25 protein-coding genes, 2 tRNA genes and 3 rRNA genes are annotated in these 19,233 nt (G+C 55.3%); all 30 read left to right on the top strand.

Going from position 1 to position 19,233, the window contains the following annotated elements; translation table 11 throughout:
* The first annotated feature begins 45 nt into the window (after nt 1-45).
* The 30 genes from THIX_RS20700 (at nt 46) to rplO (ending at nt 19,221) form a co-directional block, all read left to right on the top strand.
* Nucleotides 46-1,576: ribosomal RNA gene (locus tag THIX_RS20700) — 16S ribosomal RNA — on the top strand.
* A gap of 95 nt (nt 1,577-1,671) precedes the next feature.
* Nucleotides 1,672-1,748, top strand: a tRNA-Ile gene (locus THIX_RS20695).
* Between the two features lie 24 nt (nt 1,749-1,772).
* Nucleotides 1,773-1,848: transfer RNA gene (locus THIX_RS20690), tRNA-Ala, on the top strand.
* Between the two features lie 168 nt (nt 1,849-2,016).
* Nucleotides 2,017-4,891: ribosomal RNA gene (locus THIX_RS20685) — 23S ribosomal RNA — on the top strand.
* A gap of 86 nt (nt 4,892-4,977) precedes the next feature.
* Nucleotides 4,978-5,090: ribosomal RNA gene (gene rrf, locus THIX_RS20680) — 5S ribosomal RNA — on the top strand.
* Together the 16S, 23S and 5S rRNA genes with 2 tRNA genes alongside form the textbook arrangement of a ribosomal RNA operon.
* Before the next feature lie 86 nt (nt 5,091-5,176).
* Complete coding sequence (gene rpsL, locus THIX_RS20675; protein WP_112487723.1) at nt 5,177-5,551, top strand: 30S ribosomal protein S12; 375 nt, start codon at nt 5,177-5,179, stop codon at nt 5,549-5,551.
* A gap of 97 nt (nt 5,552-5,648) precedes the next feature.
* Complete coding sequence (rpsG, locus tag THIX_RS20670) at nt 5,649-6,119, top strand: 30S ribosomal protein S7 (protein ID WP_112487722.1); 471 nt, start codon at nt 5,649-5,651, stop codon at nt 6,117-6,119.
* 15 nt (nt 6,120-6,134) lie between these two features.
* Complete coding sequence (gene fusA, locus THIX_RS20665) at nt 6,135-8,240, top strand: elongation factor G (protein WP_112488523.1); 2,106 nt, start codon at nt 6,135-6,137, stop codon at nt 8,238-8,240.
* Between the two features lie 38 nt (nt 8,241-8,278).
* A complete protein-coding gene (tuf, locus tag THIX_RS20660) occupies nt 8,279-9,469 on the top strand; it encodes an elongation factor Tu (RefSeq protein ID WP_112487721.1) in 1,191 nt (396 codons plus the stop codon).
* A 40-nt stretch (nt 9,470-9,509) separates the two neighbouring features.
* The gene (rpsJ, locus tag THIX_RS20655; RefSeq protein WP_112487720.1) at nt 9,510-9,821 is read left to right on the top strand and encodes a 30S ribosomal protein S10; all 312 of its coding nucleotides are present in this window, start codon (nt 9,510-9,512) and stop codon (nt 9,819-9,821) included.
* Nucleotides 9,822-10,027: 206 nt separating this feature from the next.
* On the top strand, nt 10,028-10,690 hold the full coding sequence (gene rplC / locus THIX_RS20650) for a 50S ribosomal protein L3 (protein WP_112488522.1): 663 nt from the start codon (nt 10,028-10,030) through the stop codon (nt 10,688-10,690).
* Nucleotides 10,687-11,310, top strand: a complete 624-nt coding sequence (gene rplD, locus THIX_RS20645; RefSeq protein WP_112487719.1) for a 50S ribosomal protein L4 — start codon at nt 10,687-10,689, stop codon at nt 11,308-11,310. The genes rplC and rplD overlap by 4 nt, the downstream gene beginning before the upstream one ends.
* Nucleotides 11,307-11,621, top strand: a complete 315-nt coding sequence (gene rplW, locus THIX_RS20640) for a 50S ribosomal protein L23 (RefSeq protein WP_112487718.1) — start codon at nt 11,307-11,309, stop codon at nt 11,619-11,621. The genes rplD and rplW overlap by 4 nt, the downstream gene beginning before the upstream one ends.
* A 1-nt stretch (nt 11,622) precedes the next feature.
* Nucleotides 11,623-12,447: a 50S ribosomal protein L2 gene (rplB, locus tag THIX_RS20635; RefSeq protein ID WP_112487717.1), complete on the top strand. Its 825-nt coding sequence runs from the start codon at nt 11,623-11,625 to the stop codon at nt 12,445-12,447.
* Between the two features lie 15 nt (nt 12,448-12,462).
* Nucleotides 12,463-12,741: a 30S ribosomal protein S19 gene (gene rpsS / locus THIX_RS20630; RefSeq protein ID WP_112487716.1), complete on the top strand. Its 279-nt coding sequence runs from the start codon at nt 12,463-12,465 to the stop codon at nt 12,739-12,741.
* A 5-nt stretch (nt 12,742-12,746) separates the two neighbouring features.
* Nucleotides 12,747-13,076 carry a 50S ribosomal protein L22 gene (rplV, locus tag THIX_RS20625; RefSeq protein WP_112487715.1) on the top strand — a complete coding sequence of 110 codons (330 nt, stop codon included), beginning with the start codon at nt 12,747-12,749 and terminating at the stop codon, nt 13,074-13,076.
* Between the two features lie 9 nt (nt 13,077-13,085).
* Entirely contained in the window at nt 13,086-13,940 is an 855-nt protein-coding gene (rpsC, locus tag THIX_RS20620) for a 30S ribosomal protein S3 (RefSeq protein WP_112487714.1), read from the top strand.
* Entirely contained in the window at nt 13,937-14,353 is a 417-nt protein-coding gene (gene rplP / locus THIX_RS20615) for a 50S ribosomal protein L16 (protein WP_112487713.1), read from the top strand. The genes rpsC and rplP overlap by 4 nt, the downstream gene beginning before the upstream one ends.
* 9 nt (nt 14,354-14,362) lie before the next feature.
* Nucleotides 14,363-14,560, top strand: coding sequence for a 50S ribosomal protein L29 (gene rpmC / locus THIX_RS20610; RefSeq protein WP_112488521.1), 198 nt, complete (start codon nt 14,363-14,365; stop codon nt 14,558-14,560).
* On the top strand, nt 14,560-14,826 hold the full coding sequence (gene rpsQ / locus THIX_RS20605; protein WP_371412964.1) for a 30S ribosomal protein S17: 267 nt from the start codon (nt 14,560-14,562) through the stop codon (nt 14,824-14,826). Before rpmC ends, rpsQ begins: the two co-directional genes overlap by 1 nt.
* A 257-nt stretch (nt 14,827-15,083) precedes the next feature.
* Nucleotides 15,084-15,452: a 50S ribosomal protein L14 gene (gene rplN, locus THIX_RS20600; protein ID WP_094159054.1), complete on the top strand. Its 369-nt coding sequence runs from the start codon at nt 15,084-15,086 to the stop codon at nt 15,450-15,452.
* A gap of 10 nt (nt 15,453-15,462) precedes the next feature.
* On the top strand, nt 15,463-15,780 hold the full coding sequence (gene rplX / locus THIX_RS20595) for a 50S ribosomal protein L24 (RefSeq protein ID WP_112487711.1): 318 nt from the start codon (nt 15,463-15,465) through the stop codon (nt 15,778-15,780).
* Nucleotides 15,781-15,791: 11 nt separating this feature from the next.
* A complete protein-coding gene (gene rplE / locus THIX_RS20590) occupies nt 15,792-16,331 on the top strand; it encodes a 50S ribosomal protein L5 (RefSeq protein ID WP_112487710.1) in 540 nt (179 codons plus the stop codon).
* A gap of 7 nt (nt 16,332-16,338) precedes the next feature.
* Nucleotides 16,339-16,644, top strand: a complete 306-nt coding sequence (gene rpsN, locus THIX_RS20585) for a 30S ribosomal protein S14 (RefSeq protein ID WP_112487709.1) — start codon at nt 16,339-16,341, stop codon at nt 16,642-16,644.
* A gap of 32 nt (nt 16,645-16,676) precedes the next feature.
* Entirely contained in the window at nt 16,677-17,072 is a 396-nt protein-coding gene (gene rpsH, locus THIX_RS20580) for a 30S ribosomal protein S8 (RefSeq protein WP_112487708.1), read from the top strand.
* 13 nt (nt 17,073-17,085) lie between these two features.
* Nucleotides 17,086-17,619 carry a 50S ribosomal protein L6 gene (gene rplF, locus THIX_RS20575; RefSeq protein WP_112487707.1) on the top strand — a complete coding sequence of 178 codons (534 nt, stop codon included), beginning with the start codon at nt 17,086-17,088 and terminating at the stop codon, nt 17,617-17,619.
* Between the two features lie 14 nt (nt 17,620-17,633).
* Complete coding sequence (gene rplR, locus THIX_RS20570; protein ID WP_112488520.1) at nt 17,634-17,990, top strand: 50S ribosomal protein L18; 357 nt, start codon at nt 17,634-17,636, stop codon at nt 17,988-17,990.
* A 7-nt stretch (nt 17,991-17,997) separates the two neighbouring features.
* Nucleotides 17,998-18,516, top strand: a complete 519-nt coding sequence (gene rpsE / locus THIX_RS20565; RefSeq protein ID WP_112487706.1) for a 30S ribosomal protein S5 — start codon at nt 17,998-18,000, stop codon at nt 18,514-18,516.
* Nucleotides 18,517-18,524: 8 nt separating this feature from the next.
* A complete protein-coding gene (gene rpmD, locus THIX_RS20560; protein WP_112487705.1) occupies nt 18,525-18,710 on the top strand; it encodes a 50S ribosomal protein L30 in 186 nt (61 codons plus the stop codon).
* A 67-nt stretch (nt 18,711-18,777) separates the two neighbouring features.
* Nucleotides 18,778-19,221: a 50S ribosomal protein L15 gene (gene rplO / locus THIX_RS20555; protein WP_112488519.1), complete on the top strand. Its 444-nt coding sequence runs from the start codon at nt 18,778-18,780 to the stop codon at nt 19,219-19,221.
* Nucleotides 19,222-19,233: the final 12 nt, after the last annotated feature.

The raw sequence follows: 19,233 nt of genomic DNA, 5'->3' as shown, positions 1-19,233 counted from the left end.
AATCCGTAGTTCCTGAATGAGTTGGCCTTAATTGGCACCAAGATTGAACTGTAGAGTTTGATCCTGGCTCAGATTGAACGCTAGCGGCATGCCTTACACATGCAAGTCGAACGGCAGCACGGGGGCAACCCTGGTGGCGAGTGGCGAACGGGTGAGTAATGCATCGGAACGTGCCCATTGATGGGGGATAACTGCGCGAAAGCGTTGCTAATACCGCATACGACCTACGGGTGAAAGCAGGGGACCGCAAGGCCTTGCGTCGATGGAGCGGCCGATGTCGGATTAGCTTGTTGGTGAGGTAAAGGCTCACCAAGGCGACGATCCGTAGCTGGTCTGAGAGGACGACCAGCCACACTGGGACTGAGACACGGCCCAGACTCCTACGGGAGGCAGCAGTGGGGAATCTTGGACAATGGGCGAAAGCCTGATCCAGCAATGCCGCGTGTGGGAAGAAGGCCTTCGGGTTGTAAACCACTTTTGGCAGGAAAGAAATCGTTTGCGATAATACCGCGAATGGATGACGGTACCTGCAGAATAAGCACCGGCTAACTACGTGCCAGCAGCCGCGGTAATACGTAGGGTGCGAGCGTTAATCGGAATTACTGGGCGTAAAGCGTGCGCAGGCGGTTGGAAAAGATAGATGTGAAATCCCTGGGCTCAACCTAGGAATTGCATTTATGACTATCCGACTAGAGTACGGTAGAGGGGAGTGGAATTCCGCGTGTAGCAGTGAAATGCGTAGATATGCGGAGGAACACCGATGGCGAAGGCAGCTCCCTGGACCTGTACTGACGCTCATGCACGAAAGCGTGGGGAGCAAACAGGATTAGATACCCTGGTAGTCCACGCCCTAAACGATGTCGACTAGTTGTTGGACGGGAAACTGTTCAGTAACGAAGCTAACGCGTGAAGTCGACCGCCTGGGGAGTACGGCCGCAAGGTTAAAACTCAAAGGAATTGACGGGGACCCGCACAAGCGGTGGATGATGTGGTTTAATTCGATGCAACGCGAAAAACCTTACCTACCCTTGACATGTCTGGAATCCTGAAGAGATTTAGGAGTGCTCGAAAGAGAGCCAGAACACAGGTGCTGCATGGCTGTCGTCAGCTCGTGTCGTGAGATGTTGGGTTAAGTCCCGCAACGAGCGCAACCCTTGTCATTAGTTGCTACGAAAGGGCACTCTAATGAGACTGCCGGTGACAAACCGGAGGAAGGTGGGGATGACGTCAAGTCATCATGGCCCTTATGGGTAGGGCTACACACGTCATACAATGGACGGTACAGAGGGTTGCCAACCCGCGAGGGGGAGCTAATCCCATAAAACCGTTCGTAGTCCGGATTGCAGTCTGCAACTCGACTGCATGAAGTCGGAATCGCTAGTAATCGCGGATCAGCTTGCCGCGGTGAATACGTTCCCGGGTCTTGTACACACCGCCCGTCACACCATGGGAGTGGGGTTTACCAGAAGTAGTTAGCCTAACCGCAAGGAGGGCGATTACCACGGTAGGCTTCATGACTGGGGTGAAGTCGTAACAAGGTAGCCGTATCGGAAGGTGCGGCTGGATCACCTCCTTTCTGGAATAGCTTGAAGGTCAAGCGCTCACTCTTATCGGCTCGGCAGCCTGCAACAATATTTGCGGTGATTGGTGGCGTTTCATTGCGGCCCTCCTGGGTCTGTAGCTCAGCTGGTTAGAGCACCGTCTTGATAAGGCGGGGGTCGTTGGTTCGAGCCCAACCAGACCCACCACCCTACCATTGGTGTGATTCATCTGGGGGTGTAGCTCAGCTGGGAGAGCACCTGCTTTGCAAGCAGGGGGTCATCGGTTCGATCCCGTTCACCTCCACCATCAAACGCAAGTGCGTTTAATTTTTGTTGCGCATTTACGTTTGATATTAATCAATAGGCTGCGTTCTTTAACAATTCGAAAAGCTGATAATTGCATTTGTATATGCATTTGCGATTGCATCAAAACTTTATCAACTTACCATTGCTTTGACTTAAGTCAAAGTTATAGGATCAAGCGACTAAGTGCATACGGTGGATGCCTTGGCGACTACAGGCGATGAAGGACGTGGAAGCCTGCGTTAAGCTGCGGGGAGCTGGCAATCAAGCTTTGATCCGTAGATGTCCGAATGGGGAAACCCACCCGCAAGGGTATCTTCTGCTGAATACATAGGCAGATGAGGCTAACCGAGTGAACTGAAACATCTAAGTAACTCGAGGAAAAGAAATCAACCGAGATTCCGATAGTAGTGGCGAGCGAAATCGGACCAGCCTGTACGTTTTAGCATGAATATCAGGGGAACACCTTGGAAAGGGTGGCCATAGTGGGTGATAGCCCCGTACCTGAAAATATCTGTGTGGAACTAGGCGTACGACAAGTAGGGCGGGACACGTGACATCCTGTCTGAACATGGGGGGACCATCCTCCAAGGCTAAATACTCGTAGTCGACCGATAGTGAACAAGTACCGTGAGGGAAAGGTGAAAAGAACCCCGGGAGGGGAGTGAAATAGATCCTGAAACCGTATGCATACAAAAAGTCGGAGCCCGTAAGGGTGACGGCGTACCTTTTGTATAATGGGTCAGCGACTTACATTCAGTGGCGAGCTTAACCGAATAGGGAAGGCGTAGGGAAACCGAGTCCGAACAGGGCGTTCAGTCGCTGGGTGTAGACCCGAAACCGGATGATCTATCCATGGCCAGGATGAAGGCTGGGTAACACCAGCTGGAGGTCCGAACCGACTAGTGTTGCAAAATTAGCGGATGAGCTGTGGATAGGGGTGAAAGGCTAAACAAATCCGGAAATAGCTGGTTCTCCTCGAAAACTATTTAGGTAGTGCCTCGTGTATCACCTTCGGGGGTAGAGCACTGTTTTGGCTAGGGGGTCATGGCGACTTACCAAACCAAGGCAAACTCCGAATACCGAAGAGTGTCAGCACGGGAGACAGAGCACCGGGTGCTAACGTCCGGACTCAAGAGGGAAACAACCCAGACCGCCAGCTAAGGTCCCTAAATATAGCTAAGTGGGAAACGAAGTGGGAAGGCTTTGACAGTCAGGAAGTTGGCTTAGAAGCAGCCATCCTTTAAAGAAAGCGTAATAGCTCACTGATCGAGTCGTCCTGCGCGGAAGATGTAACGGGGCTAAGCTATATACCGAAGCTGCGGATGTGCGTAAGCACATGGTAGAGGAGCGTTCCGTAAGCCTGTGAAGGTGTTCTGTAAGGAATGCTGGAGGTATCGGAAGTGCGAATGCTGACATGAGTAGCGTTAAAGGGGGTGAAAAGCCCCCTCGCCGAAAGCGCAAGGTTTCCTACGCAACGTTCATCGGCGTAGGGTGAGTCGGCCCCTAAGGCGAGGCAGAAATGCGTAGTCGATGGGAAACAGGTTAATATTCCTGTACCACTGTCCAGTGCGATGTGGGGACGGAGAAAGTTAGGTTATCCGGGTGTTGGATGTCCCGGTTCAAGCAGGTAGGCGTGCTCCTTAGGCAAATCCGGGGGGCTTAGCTGAGATGTGATGACGAGGCGGCTTGCCGCTGAAGTAGCTGATACTCTGCTTCCAAGAAAAGCCACTAAGCTTCAGCTGGACATGACCGTACCGCAAACCGACACTGGTGCGCGAGATGAGTATTCTAAGGCGCTTGAGAGAACTCGGGAGAAGGAACTCGGCAAATTTGTACCGTAACTTCGGGATAAGGTACGCCCCTGGTATGTGACGCCGTACAGGCTGAGCAGAACGGGGCCGCAGTGAAAAGGTGGCTGCGACTGTTTATTAAAAACACAGCACTCTGCAAACACGAAAGTGGACGTATAGGGTGTGACGCCTGCCCGGTGCCGGAAGGTTAAGTGATGGGGTGCAAGCTCTTGATCGAAGCCCCGGTAAACGGCGGCCGTAACTATAACGGTCCTAAGGTAGCGAAATTCCTTGTCGGGTAAGTTCCGACCTGCACGAATGGCGTAACGATGGCCACACTGTCTCCTCCCGAGACTCAGCGAAGTTGAAATGTTTGTGATGATGCAATCTCCCCGCGGAAAGACGGAAAGACCCCATGAACCTTTACTGTAGCTTTGCATTGGATTTTGAACAGACCTGTGTAGGATAGGTGGGAGGCTTTGAAGCCGGGATGCTAGTTCCGGTGGAGCCAACCTTGAAATACCACCCTGGTGTGTTTGAGGTTCTAACCTTGGTCCTTGAATCAGGATTGGGAACAGTGCATGGTGGGCAGTTTGACTGGGGCGGTCTCCTCCTAAAGCGTAACGGAGGAGTTCGAAGGTACGCTAGGTACGGTCGGAAATCGTGCTGATAGTGCAATGGCATAAGCGTGCTTAACTGCGAGACTGACAAGTCGAGCAGATGCGAAAGCAGGACATAGTGATCCGGTGGTTCTGTATGGAAGGGCCATCGCTCAACGGATAAAAGGTACTCTGGGGATAACAGGCTGATACCGCCCAAGAGTTCATATCGACGGCGGTGTTTGGCACCTCGATGTCGGCTCATCTCATCCTGGGGCTGTAGCCGGTCCCAAGGGTATGGCTGTTCGCCATTTAAAGAGGTACGTGAGCTGGGTTTAAAACGTCGTGAGACAGTTTTGTCCCTATCTTCCGTGGGCGCTGGAAGCTTGAGAGGGGCTGCTCCTAGTACGAGAGGACCGGAGTGGACGCACCCCTGGTGTACCGGTTGTCACGCCAGTGGCATCGCCGGGTAGCTATGTGCGGAAGAGATAACCGCTGAAAGCATCTAAGCGGGAAACTCGCCTCAAGATTAGGCTTCCCTGGAGACTCGATCTCCCTAAAGGGTCGTTGAAGACTACAACGTTGATAGGCTGGGTGTGGAAGCGCAGTAATGCGTTGAGCTAACCAGTACTAATTGCCCGTGAGGCTTGATCCTATAACTTTGATTTAAGTGTGATGTAATCGCAAACAGCTTTTCGAATTGGGTTGCACGTCTCCATGACTGTGCGCCGACAAGTTACGCCTGATGACCATAGCGAGGTGGTCCCACTCCTTCCCATCCCGAACAGGACAGTGAAACACCTCAGCGCCGATGATAGTGCGCATTCGCGTGTGAAAGTAGGACATCGTCAGGCACACCATCTATCCCGGCCATTTATTGAATGGCCGGGCTTTTGTCATGTTTTGAATAATTCATAAGTTCTTCCTAAAAGGGATCACTATGCCAACCATCAATCAGTTGGTTCGCCAGGGCCGTGCAGCTGAGACGCTCAAGTCTAAAAGTCCTGCCATGGAAAATTCCCCGCAGCGCCGGGGCGTGTGCACACGTGTGTATACCACGACCCCCAAGAAACCGAATTCCGCACTGCGTAAGGTTGCAAAAGTGCGTTTGACAAATGGTTTCGAGGTGATCTCCTATATCGGCGGCGAAGGGCACAATCTTCAGGAGCACTCAGTTGTTCTGGTGCGTGGTGGTCGTGTCAAGGATCTTCCTGGCGTCCGCTATCACATTGTCCGTGGCTCTCTCGATTTGCAAGGCGTGAAAGATCGCAAACAGTCGCGGTCAAAATATGGCGCCAAGCGCCCGAAAAAATAAGTATTGATCGTCCCTCCTGTTCAGCCCTGATATTGGGTTGAGTAAGTGCTTCACAACTGTGAAGTCTGGGCTTGGCCCAACTGAAAAAGGAACTTAAATGTCACGTCGCCGTGTAATCGCTAAGCGCGAAATTCTCCCCGATCCAAAATTCGGCAATCTCGATGTCGCCAAATTTATGAATGTGGTCATGCTTTCTGGCAAAAAAGCCATCGCCGAAAGTATTGTCTATGGTGCTTTCGAGACGATTCAGGCGAAAAGCGGCAAAGACCCCGTTGAGGTTTTCGCGTTGGCGCTGAGCAATGTGAAGCCTGTTGTTGAGGTTAAATCCCGGCGTGTCGGTGGTGCTAATTACCAAGTTCCTGTTGAAGTGCGCCCCCAGCGTCGCGCGGCCTTGGCTATGCGCTGGATCCGCGAGGCGGCTAAAAAACGTGGTGAGAAATCCATGGCCCAGCGCCTGGCTAATGAGCTGATGGAGGCCTCCGAGGGCCGTGGCTCTGCCATGAAGCGTCGTGACGAGGTTCACCGCATGGCTGAGGCAAACAAGGCTTTCTCCCATTTCAGGTTCTAATTTTCGGGGCATATGATGGCTAGAAAGACTCCTATTGAGCGATATCGGAATATCGGTATTTCCGCGCATATTGATGCCGGCAAAACCACGACGACCGAGCGCATTCTGTTCTATACCGGCGTTAATCACAAGATTGGCGAGGTGCATGATGGCGCCGCCACGATGGATTGGATGGAGCAGGAGCAGGAGCGCGGCATCACCATCACATCAGCCGCCACGACTTGTTTCTGGAAGGGGATGGATCTGTCCCTCCCTGAGCATCGAATCAACATTATCGATACTCCAGGCCACGTCGATTTCACAATCGAAGTTGAGCGCTCCATGCGCGTACTTGACGGCGCATGCATGGTGTATTGTGCCGTGGGCGGTGTTCAGCCCCAATCTGAAACAGTCTGGCGTCAAGCTAACAAGTACAAAGTTCCGCGCCTCGCTTTCGTTAATAAGATGGACCGCACGGGAGCCAATTTTTTCAAAGTCTATGACCAGATGAGAAGTCGGCTTAAGGCTAATCCTGTGCCTGTCGTTTATCCCATCGGGGCTGAAGAGAATTTCATAGGCGTCGTTGACCTTCTCAAAATGAAGGCAATTATCTGGGATGAGGCGTCTCAGGGCATGAAATTTGAATATCAAGCGATCCCTACGGAGTTGCTTGGGGAAGTCGGGAAGTGGCGCTCAAATATGATTGAGGCTGCGGCCGAGGCTAACGAAGATCTGATGAATCGTTATCTCGAGTCGGGTGAATTGACTGAGGAAGAAATTAAGCAGGGCTTGCGCGCGAGAACAATCGCGGGTGAAATCCAGCCCATGCTTTGCGGAACAGCATTCAAGAACAAGGGCGTGCAGCGCATGCTGGATGCTGTGATTGATTTTCTCCCGTCGCCTGTTGATATTCCGCCTGTTCATGGTACAGATGATGATGAGGCAGACACGCAGCGACGCGCAAGTGATGATGAAAAATTTTCTGCACTTGCATTTAAGTTGATGACCGACCCCTATGTGGGGCAATTGACTTTTATTCGAGTTTATTCCGGCATACTTGCTTCGGGCGACACCATTTACAACCCTATCAAGGGTAAAAAGGAACGTATCGGCCGCCTGTTGCAAATGCATGCCAATCAGCGTGACGAAATCAAGGAAGTGCGCGCTGGCGATATTGCAGCGTGCGTAGGCTTGCGCGAAGTGACGACTGGTGAAACCCTGTGCGATCCGAATTCCATCATCACTTTGGAAAAGATGATCTTTCCGGAGCCGGTCATTTCTCAAGCCGTGGAGCCAAAGACCAAGGCAGACCAGGAGAAGATGGGCATTGCCTTGCAGCGCTTGGCTCAGGAAGACCCCTCCTTCCGCGTCAAGACCGATGAAGAGTCAGGGCAGACCATTATTTCCGGCATGGGTGAACTCCACCTTGAGATCATCGTCGACCGTATGCGGCGCGAGTTCGGCGTCGAGGCGAATGTCGGCAAGCCGCAGGTGGCATATCGTGAGACCATTCGCAAGACCGTGGACAACGCCGAGGGCAAGTTCGTTCGCCAGTCCGGTGGCAAGGGACAGTACGGGCATGTCGTCCTCAAGATCGAACCGAATGAGATTGGCAAGGGTTTTCAGTTCATTGATGCGATCAAGGGTGGCGTCGTGCCACGCGAGTACATCCCCGCTGTGCAAAAAGGCATCGAGGAAACACTGAACTCGGGTGTTTTGGCTGGGTACCCAGTGGTTGACGTGAAAGTGACCTTGCATTTCGGTTCCTACCACGAGGTCGATTCCTCCGAGCAGGCTTTCAAGATGGCTGCGTCGATGGGCTTCAAGGACGGATGCCGCAAGGCCAGTCCTGTGATTCTTGAGCCCATGATGGCCGTTGAAGTTGAGACGCCGGAAGACTACGCCGGCAATGTGATGGGCGATTTGTCGTCGCGCCGCGGCATGGTTCAGGGCATGGACGAAATCGTCACGGGTGGCAAAGTCATACGCGCCGAAGTGCCTTTGTCCGAGATGTTCGGCTATTCCACAACGCTGCGTTCGATGTCTCAGGGTCGTGCCACCTATTCCATGGAATTCAAGCACTACTCCGAAGCGCCCAGGAATGTGGCAGAGGCCATCATCAGCGCGCGTACCAGCAAGTAATTTCAAGTTTATTTGACCAAGTTCTAAAGGCATTCATCATGGCGAAGAGCAAATTTGAGCGGACCAAGCCACACGTGAACGTGGGGACGATAGGCCACGTGGACCACGGCAAGACCACGCTGACGGCGGCCATCACCACGGTGCTGTCGAGCAAGTTCGGCGGCGAAGCCAAGGCGTACGACCAGATCGACGCGGCGCCGGAGGAGAAGGCGCGCGGCATCACCATCAACACCGCGCACGTCGAGTACGAGACCAAGAACCGGCACTACGCCCACGTCGACTGCCCCGGGCACGCCGACTACGTCAAGAACATGATCACCGGCGCGGCGCAGATGGACGGCGCCATCCTGGTGGTGTCGGCCGCCGACGGCCCCATGCCCCAGACCCGCGAGCACATCCTGCTGGCGCGCCAGGTCGGCGTGCCCTACATCATCGTCTTTCTCAACAAGTGCGACATGGTCGACGACGCCGAGCTGCTCGAGCTCGTCGAGATGGAAGTGCGCGAGCTGCTCACCAAGTACAACTTCCCCGGCGACGACACCCCCATCATCCACGGCTCCGCCAAGCTGGCCCTGGAAGGCGACAAGGGCGAGCTCGGCGAACAAGCCATCTTGCGCCTGGCCGACGCCCTGGACACCTACATCCCCACGCCCGAGCGCGCGGTCGACGGCGCCTTCCTCATGCCCGTGGAAGACGTGTTCTCCATCTCCGGGCGCGGCACCGTGGTGACCGGGCGCATCGAGCGCGGCATCATCAAGGTAGGCGAAGAAATCGAGATCGTCGGCATCGCCGCCACCCAAAAGACCACCTGCACCGGCGTGGAAATGTTCCGCAAGCTGCTCGACCAGGGCCAGGCGGGCGACAACGTGGGCATCCTGCTGCGCGGCACCAAGCGCGAAGACGTGCAGCGCGGCCAGGTGCTGTGCAAGCCCGGCAGCGTCAAGCCCCACACCCACTTCACCGCCGAGATCTACGTGCTCTCCAAGGACGAGGGCGGGCGTCACACCCCGTTCTTCAACAACTACCGCCCGCAGTTCTACTTCCGCACCACCGACGTCACCGGCGCCATCGAACTGCCCAAGGACAAGGAAATGGTCATGCCGGGCGATAATGTGAGCATCACCGTCAAGCTCATCCACCCGATCGCCATGGAAGAAGGTCTGCGCTTTGCCATTCGCGAGGGCGGCCGTACCGTCGGCGCCGGCGTCGTGGCGAAAATTATCGAGTAATAGAGAGGCTCGCCTCGTTTTCCCGCTCTTTGGAACTGCAATGCAAAGTCAGAAAATTCGTATTCGTCTCAAGGCCTTCGACTACCGCCTCATCGATCAGTCGGCCCTGGAAATTGTTGACACGGCCAAGCGCACTGGGGCCATTGTCAAGGGCCCCGTGCCGCTGCCGACACGTCTGCAGCGTTTCGATATCTTGCGTTCGCCCCATGTGAACAAAAGCTCACGCGACCAGTTTGAAATTCGCACGCACCAGCGCCTGATGGACATTGTTGATCCGACGGACAAGACGGTTGACGCTTTGATGAAGCTTGACCTGCCCGCTGGCGTCGATGTCGAAATCAAGTTGCAGTAAAAATCAGGAAGCCCACTAGCCAGAAGACAGGCGCCCGGCTATACTGAAAAGCTTTTCAGCGTTCAAGCTTGGGCCTTCCGTAAGGCAGGCTCTGATTCATGTAAATCGTTTGGCGCAAAACGGCATCTCCAGGCAACAGCTTGGAATCGTCAGTTTTGCAAATCAGCATATGACGCCAGCCAATCGCAGCTGGCATGGAGAAAAGAATGAGTACGCAAGCACTCGGCCTTGTTGCGCGCAAGGTCGGCATGATGCGAGTGTTCACGGACGACGGGGTATCCATTCCCGTCACCGTCCTGGACGTTTCTCGCAACGCCGTGGCGCAAATTCGCCAGGCTGACAAGGATGGCTACAGCGCCATCCAGGTTGCTTTTGGTGCAACCAAACCCTCCTCGCTGACCAAGGCAGAAGCTGGTCACTTGGCCAAGGCATCCGTCGAGCCCGCAAAGCTTCTTTGTGAGTTCCGGGTTCCTGCGGACGTTGCTGCGTCTTACCAGTGCGGCAGCAAGCTCCCCGCCACGCTTTTCGCGGTTGGGCAAATGCTGGATGTCCGTGGTGTCACCATTGGCAAGGGCTATGCGGGCGCGATCAAGCGTCACCACTTTTCCTCCAACCGCGCTTCGCACGGCAACTCGGTAACAACACGCGCGCCGGGTTCAATCGGCATGGCGCAGGATCCAGGGCGTGTATTCCCTGGTAAGCGCATGTCTGGACGACTGGGCGGTACCAATGTCACGATTCAGAATCTCGAGGTCGTGCGCATTGATGAGGCGCGAGACTTGATCATGGTAAAGGGCTCGATCCCCGGGGCCGACTCCGGCTGCGTCACGCTGCGGCCCGCAGTGAAGAAGGCGGGAGTTCAATCATGACTCAACTGAATTTTGTTGCCGCCGATGGCGCGCAAGGCGCCGCATTTGACGCTCCGGACACGATTTTTGGCCGTGAATACAACGAAGCGCTGATTCACCAGATTGTGATTGCCTATCAGGCCAATGCACGTATGGGCACCCGCGCGCAAAAAGACCGCGCTGAGGTCAAGCATTCCACCCGCAAGCCGTGGCGTCAAAAGGGTACTGGTCGCGCTCGCGCAGGCATGACAAGTTCCCCGTTGTGGCGCGGAGGCGGTCGAATTTTTCCGAACTCTGGTGATGAGAATTTCACCCAGAAAATCAACAAAAAGATGTACCGCGCCGGCATGCGTTCCATCCTTTCGCAGTTGGCGCGCGAAGGTCGTGTCATGGTGACCGAGGAGTTGGTTCTCGATGCGCCCAAGACCAAACTGCTCGCCACCAAGTTGCGTGCCATGGGTCTGGATTCGGTTCTGTACATCGCAGATTCGATCGATGAAAAACTGATGCTTGCAGCGCGTAATCTGCCCAATGTGTTGTTGGTCGAGCCTCGCTACATGGACCCACTGTCCTTGATTTATTACAAGAAGGTCCTGATTGCCAAGGGCGCTGTGGCCAAGCTGCAGGAGATGTTGTCATGAGTCAGCAACAAGCACAAGAACAACGTCTGATGCAAGTTCTGCTTGCGCCGATTATTTCCGAGAAGGCCACGATGCTGGCGGATAAGCGCAACCAGGTTGCGTTCCGCGTGCGCCAGGACGCGAGCAAGGATGAAATCAAGGCGGCAGTCGAGGCCTTTTTCAAGGTTCAGGTCATTGGCGTCCAGGTTTTGAACCAGAAGGGTAAGGTCAAGCGTACGTCACGTGGTGTTGGCCACCGCAGCAATGTTCGCAAAGCCTATGTCAGCCTGGCTGCGGGTCAGGAACTGAACTTTGCCCAGGAGGGTGTCTAACATGGCAGTCGTCAAGGTGAAACCAACTTCCGCCGGCCGTCGCGCCGTCGTGAAGGTTGTCCACAAGCATCTGCACAAAGGCGCGCCCGAAAAGAGCTTGCTCGAGCCGCAGAAGCAAAATGCTGGTCGTAACAACAATGGCCATATCACGGTGCGCCATCGTGGGGGTGGCAGCAAGCAGCATTACCGCGTCGTTGATTTCCGCCGCGACAAAGATGGCATCCCGGCAAAGGTCGAACGCATTGAATACGACCCCAATCGCACGGCGCACATTGCTTTGCTGTGCTACGCCGATGGCGAGCGCCGCTACATCATCGCTCCGCGTGGCATTGAGGTTGGCAGCATGGTTCTCAGTGGTGTCGAGGCGCCGATCAAGGCTGGCAATTGCCTCCCCATTCGCAGTATCCCCGTGGGCTCCACCATTCATTGCGTTGAGCTGACAGCGGGTAAGGGCGCGCAAATGATCCGTTCGGCTGGATCGTCGGCTGTGCTGATGGCGCGTGAAGGTGTCTACGCTCAAGTGCGACTGCGTTCCGGTGAAGTGCGCAAGATCCACGTCGAATGCCGCGCCACCATCGGCGAGGTCAGCAACGAAGAAAATAGTCTGCGCCAGTACGGTAAGGCTGGCGCTAAGCGCTGGAAGGGCATACGCCCGACCGTGCGTGGCGTCGCCATGAATCCTGTCGATCACCCGCACGGTGGTGGCGAGGGTAAGACTGGTGAAGGCCGCACCCCCGTCAGCCCATGGGGTACTCCGACCAAGGGCTATCGCACACGCCAGAACAAGCGCACGCAGGGCATGATCGTCTCGCGTCGCAAAAAGTAAGTCAGAGGCTCAGTTATGACACGTTCTCTTAAAAAAGGCCCGTTTTGCGATCTTCATCTGATTCGGAAGATTGAAAACGCAGTTGCCACGAAAGACAAGAAGCCGATCAAGACTTGGTCGCGGCGCTCCACTGTGCTTCCCGAGTTCATTGGCGTGACCGTCGCTGTGCACAACGGCCGTCAGCACATGCCCGTCTACATCACCGACCAAATGGTGGGCCATAAGCTCGGTGAGTTTGCGCTGACCCGCACATTCAAGGGTCATCCTGCAGACAAGAAAGCCGCGAAGAGGTAAGGACTATGGAAACACAAGCAATTCTGCGGGGCGTGCGGTTGTCAGAGCAAAAAGGCCGCCTGGTCGCTGACCTCATTCGTGGCAAGAAAGTCGACCACGCCTTGAACACGCTGGCCTTCACGCCCAAGAAGGCAGCCCAGATCATCAAGAAGGTGCTCGAGTCGGCAATCGCCAACGCGGAGCACAACGATGGCGCCGATATCGACGAGTTGAAAGTCAAGTCCATCATGGTCGAGCGGGGCGCTTCGCTGAAGCGTTTTTCTGCTCGCGCCAAGGGGCGAGGCAATCGGATCGTCAAGCCGACCTGCCACATCTACATCACGGTTGGAAATTAAGGACTCGAGATGGGACAGAAAATCAACCCAACCGGCTTTAGGCTGGCGGTCACGCATGACTGGACTTCCCGCTGGTATGCCAGCGGCAGGCAGTTTGCGAAAATGCTGAATGAAGATATTGCGGTGCGCGAGTTCCTGGCCAAGAAACTCAAGGCCGCCTCCGTCTCGCGTATCGTCATTGAGCGCCCTGCGAAAAACGCACGCATCACAATTTTCAGCGCCCGCCCCGGGGTCGTGATCGGCAAGAAGGGTGAAGATATCGAAGCATTGAAATCGGAATTGACCAAGCGCCTTGGCGTGCCCGTCGCCGTTGATATCGAGGAGGTGCGCAAGCCCGAGATCGATGCCAAGCTTATTGCTGATTCCATCACGCAGCAGTTGGAAAAACGCATCATGTTCCGCCGCGCAATGAAGCGTGCCATGCAGAACGCGATGCGCCTTGGCGCCCAGGGCATCAAGATCATGTCATCGGGTCGTTTGAACGGGATCGAGATTGCGCGTACCGAGTGGTACCGTGAGGGCCGTGTGCCGCTTCAGACTTTGCGCGCCGACATTGACTACGGTTTTTCCGAAGCCAAAACGACCTATGGCGTCATTGGTGTCAAGGTCTGGGTTTACAAGGGTGACACGCTGGGTCGAGGTGCGCTGGCGCAAAAAGCCGCCGAACCTGCCGAAACCGATCGTCGTCCGCGTCGCGATGACAAGAATGGCCCGCGTCGCAACCGCCGTCCTGACTCCACTCGCGGCGATGCGCATGCTGCGCCCGCAGGCGCGCCGGCGGTGACACCTGAGAAGCGCGTGCGCAAAGTCAGCAAACCCGAGGCATCGGTCGCAGAGCCGAGCAAGCAAGGAGAATCGTCATGATGCAACCTGCGCGGCGTAAATACCGCAAGGAACAAAAGGGTCGCAACAAGGGCGTGGCGACTCGTGGAGCCTCTGTGGCTTTCGGCGAATATGGTCTCAAGGCCACGACGCGTGGTCGCTTGACTGCACGCCAGATCGAGTCGGCGCGACGTGCCATTTCCCGTCATGTCAAGCGCGGCGGTCGCATCTGGATCCGTGTATTCCCCGACAAACCCATTTCGATCAAGCCTGCTGAAGTGCGCATGGGCAACGGCAAGGGCAATCCTGAGTACTACGTTTCTGAAATCACGCCTGGCAAAGTGCTTTATGAAATCGATGGGGTGACGGAGCAACAAGCCCGTGAAGCCTTCGAACTCGCAGCAGCTAAGTTGCCGTTTCGTACGGTGTTCGTCGGTCGGCGCTTTGGTCTTTGAGGTGAGATGATGAATTTGGAAGAAATGCGCAAACTGGACGCTTCGGGTCTGCAGAATGAACTCAACGCACTGCTGAAGGCCCATATGGGTCTTCGTATGCAAAAGGCAACACAGCAGCTGCAGAACACCAGTCAATTGATGAAAGTGCGTCGCGACATTGCCCGCGTGCGTACCCTCATTCGCCAACAAACAACGCAGGAGTCATGATGTCTGCTACTGAAGGATTGACCCGCGTTCTGACAGGGCGCGTGGTGAGTGATAAACGCTCGAAGACCGTCACGGTTTTGGTTGAGCGTCGTGTCCAGCACGAGTTGTATGGCAAGTATATGGTGCGCTCCAAAAAGTACAGCGCTCACGATGAGCAAGGCCAGTTTCACTTGGGCGATTTGGTCGAAATTTCGGAAACGCGTCCGATTTCCAAGACCAAGTCCTGGGTTGTGACGCGTCTGGTCGAAAAATCAAGGTTGGTGTGATTGTGCCGGCGTCTTGTGGCCAGGCAAAAACGTTCCATCCTGGCCACAGCCGTTTCTGGGTCAAGCCAACCGCTCGAACCGGAAGGCCTCGGCTTGCCACTTCAGCAAAAATAATTGCCTTGCGCCTTGACAAGCACAGCGAGTCAGGCAAAAATATATAGTTCTGCGCTTTCGATTTCTCGAGCGCTTCATTGACCCACAAGCTGGGCCCAAGACTGTTGGCGGCGTTCGCTTGCAAGTTGGGAAAAGGATTCCACATGATTCAGATGCAGTCAAGGCTGGATGTTGCTGACAACACCGGCGCTAAAACCGTTATGTGCATCAAGGTGCTCGGCGGGTCCAAGCGTCGCTATGCCGGCATCGGCGATGTCATCAAGGTCAGCATCAAAGAAGCTGCGCCGCGCGGCCGCGTGAAAAAGGGCGAGGTGTTCAACGCTGTGGTCGTGCGTACGGCCAAGGGGGTTCGTCGTGCTGATGGCTCGCTGATCAAGTTTGACGCCAACGCCGCCGTTCTCCTCAATGCCAAGCTTGAGCCTATCGGAACTCGAATTTTCGGGCCGGTTACGCGTGAGTTGCGCACGGAGCGCTTCATGAAAATTGTTTCCCTCGCACCTGAAGTGCTTTAAGAGGCTCATCATGAACAAGATACACAAGGGCGATGAAGTCGTCGTCATTGCGGGTTCAGCCAAGGGGCGCCGCGCCAAGGTGATTGCTCGCCAGGGTGAGGATCATCTTTTGGTTGAGGGGGTGGGCCTGGTCAAACGTCACACCCGCCCCAATCCGATGCAAAACCAGCCAGGCGGTGTCATCTCGAAAGAAATGCCCATTCATCAAAGCAATGTGGCAATTTTCAATCCCGCGTCCGGCAAGGCTGATCGTGTCGGCATTCGTTTGCTCTCTGACGGAAAGAAGGTTCGCGTATTCCGTTCGAGCGGCGAGGAAATCAAGGTTTAACTGGGGGCGTTATGACGCGTTTACAAGAGTTTTATACGGGTCAAGTGGTTCCAAGTTTGTTGGAGCGGTACGGCTATAAATCCGTGATGGAGGTTCCTCGCATCACGAAGATCACGCTGAATATGGGCGTATCCGAGGCTGTTGCTGACAAGAAGGTCATTGAGCACGCTGTGAGCGACATGACCAAGATCGCCGGACAGCGACCCGTGGTGACCAAGGCTCGTAAGGCTATTGCTGCGTTCAAGGTGCGCGAAGGCATGCCAATCGGGTGCTCCGTGACGCTGCGTGGTCGTCGCATGTATGAATTTCTGGATCGTTTGGTGACGGTTGCGCTCCCGCGTGTGCGCGATTTCCGTGGGGTTTCATCGCGTGCCTTCGACGGGCGCGGCAATTACAACATCGGCGTCAAAGAGCAAATCATTTTCCCAGAGGTGGAGTATGACAAGGTCGATGCGCTGCGTGGCCTGAATATCAGCATCACAACCTCGGCAAAATCGGATGACGAGTGCAAGGCACTGCTTTCCGCTTTCCGCTTTCCTTTCAAAAACTGAGATTGCCATGGCTAAGCTTTCATTGATCAACCGCCAGGAAAAGCGCGAAAAACTCGTTGAGAAATTTGCTGGCAAGCGTGCCGCCCTACAGGCTGTCATCGCTGATATGAGCAAGTCGCACGAAGATCATTTGCAAGCGCGTCTTGGCTTGCAGCAGCTACCGCGCAATGCAAACCCGACCCGCTTGCGCAATCGCTGTGCATTGACAGGGCGCCCGCGCGGCACGTTCCGCAAGTTCGGATTGGGCCGTAACAAGATTCGTGAACTGGCGTTTCGCGGGGAGATCCCCGGCATCACCAAGTCCAGCTGGTAAGACGGCTAACGGAACTCTCCGGAGAATATTCAATGAGCATGAGTGATCCTATTGCCGACATGCTGACGCGCATCCGTAATGCGCAGATGGTCGAGAAAGCCACCGTCAAGATGCCGGCATCGAAATTGAAGGCTGCCATTGCGCAGGTGCTGCAGGACGAGGGCTATATCGATGGCTTCGAATTACTGCGCGATGGCGTCAAGGCTGACTTGCAAATTGCGCTCAAGTACTACGCAGGGCGTCCTGTCATCGAGCGCATCGAGCGTGTTAGCCGTCCTGGGCTACGCATCTATCGTGGACAGCACGCCATTCCCCAGGTTCTGAATGGGCTGGGTGTCGCTATTGTCTCCACGCCTCAGGGTGTGATGACCGATCGCAAGGCGCGTCAGGTTGGCGTCGGCGGTGAGGTCCTTTGTTATGTTGCTTAATTGAGGGCCGACCATGTCGCGAGTCGCCAAAAATCCTATCGTTGTGCCCAAAGGCGTTGAAGTGTCCCTCACTGCTGAGCAAATCGCAGTCAAGGGTGGTTTGGGTCGTCTGCAACGTGCATTGAACCCCTTGGTCAAGGTTGAATTGCAAGATGGTTCTTTGACGTTTGCGCCAGCCGACGCAAGTCGCGAGTCGCATGCCCTGTCGGGTACGTTCCGCGCCCTGGTTGCCGGCATGGTTGCCGGCGTGGACAAGGGCTTTGAGAAAAAGCTGACTCTTGTCGGTGTGGGTTACAAGGTTCAAGTCCAGGGTGCCAAACTGAATCTTTCCCTCGGTTTCTCGCACCCTGTGGTGCGTGATATGCCCGATGGCATCAAAGTGGAGGCGCCGACGCCGACTGAAATCGTGCTCAAGGGCGTTGACAAACAACTCGTCGGCCAAATGGCTGCCGATATTCGTGCAATCCGTCCGCCCGAGCCATACAAGGGCAAGGGTGTTCGCTACGCCAATGAGGTCGTGGTGATCAAGGAAACCAAGAAGAAATAAGGGGCTGTGACATGTTGAATAAAAAACTAGCCCGTATGCGTCGCGCCAAGTCCACACGCGCCCAGATTGCGCGCCTCCGTGTGACGCGCCTTGCGGTGCATCGCTCGAATGCACACATCTACGCCAGCATCATTTCCGATGACGGCGAGCGCGTGCTGATGACTGCTTCGACCATTGAGCCTGAAGTGCGTCAGCAGTTGCAGGGTTCCGGTGGGAATGTGGGCGCAGCGCAAATTGTCGGCCGCCGTATTGCGGAAAAGGCACGTGCCGCAGGTATTGAGCAGGTTGCCTTTGATCGCTCTGGTTTCCAGTACCACGGCCGCGTCAAGGCCTTGGCTGAAGCAGCACGTGAAGCTGGTTTGAAATTCTGAGGTTGAGATGGCCAAAGTCCAAGCAAAGATGAACACCGAAGCCCGTGATGACGGTCTGCGGGAAAAAATGATTGCAGTCAACCGCGTGACCAAAGTGGTCAAGGGTGGTCGTATCCTGGGTTTTGCTGCGCTTGCCGTCGTGGGTGATGGCGATGGCCGCATCGGGATGGGCAAGGGCAAGGCGCGCGAAGTGCCAGTTGCCGTGCAGAAAGCCATGGACCAGGCGCGCCGCAACATGATCAAGGTGAAGCTGAAAAACGGCACGCTGCATCATCAGGTCTTCGGCAGTCACGCTGCTTCCGACGTCATGATGGCGCCGGCTCCTCAGGGAACGGGCATCATTGCAGGCGGCCCGATGCGCGCCATCTTCGAGGTCGTCGGCATCACCGACGTCGTTGCCAAGAGCCATGGCTCGACCAATCCCTACAACATGGTTCGTGCCACGCTGGACGGTCTCATCAAGGCCAATACGCCTTCCGAGATCGCCATGAAGCGTGGCAAGAGCCTCGAAGAAATTCTCGGTTGAGGCCATCCATGCAAGACAAGAAAGAAGTGAAAGTCAAGTTGGTGCGCAGCGTCATCGGTACGCGAGCCGATCACCGTGACACCGTTCGTGGCCTAGGCCTTCGGCATATCAATGATGAGCGCACACTGGAAGACACTCCATCGGTGCGCGGCATGATTCGCAAGGTTGACTACCTGGTCAAGGTCATTGCCTGATTGCCATGCCTCGGAGGCACTGAACTTTGACCGCTCAGCCTTCTAATGCCCACAAATGAGACTCACCATGCAACTCAACTCAATTCAACCAGCCGAAGGCGCAAAACACAGTCATAAACGTGTGGGCCGTGGCATTGGTTCCGGCCTTGGCAAGACCGCCGGGCGTGGTCACAAAGGCCAAAAGTCACGTTCCGGTGGCTACCACAAGGTTGGCTTCGAAGGCGGTCAAATGCCTTTGCAGCGTCGCCTGCCGAAGCGTGGCTTCAAATCGCCGACCGCTAAATTCAAGGCCGAAGTTCGCCTTTCTGAACTTGCTTTCGTGCAAGGCGATCAAATTGATTTGCTGAGCTTAAAGGCCGCAGGCCTTATTTCCGATCAAGCGGTTACTGCAAAAATTTTTGCATCGGGTCAGGTTGCTCGCAATTTCACGGTTGCTGGCGTCCTGGTTACCCGTGGCGCAAAAATTGCGATTGAAGCCGCCGGTGGCACGGTCGCCGCCCGGCAAGACTGAATTTCAAATCAA

Source organism: Thiomonas sp. X19, from assembly GCF_900089495.1.
In the GTDB taxonomy this organism is placed as follows: domain Bacteria; phylum Pseudomonadota; class Gammaproteobacteria; order Burkholderiales; family Burkholderiaceae_C; genus Thiomonas_A.
The sequence above is the reverse complement of the archived record's forward strand: the minus strand, read 5'-3'. Positions and strand labels throughout refer to the sequence as shown.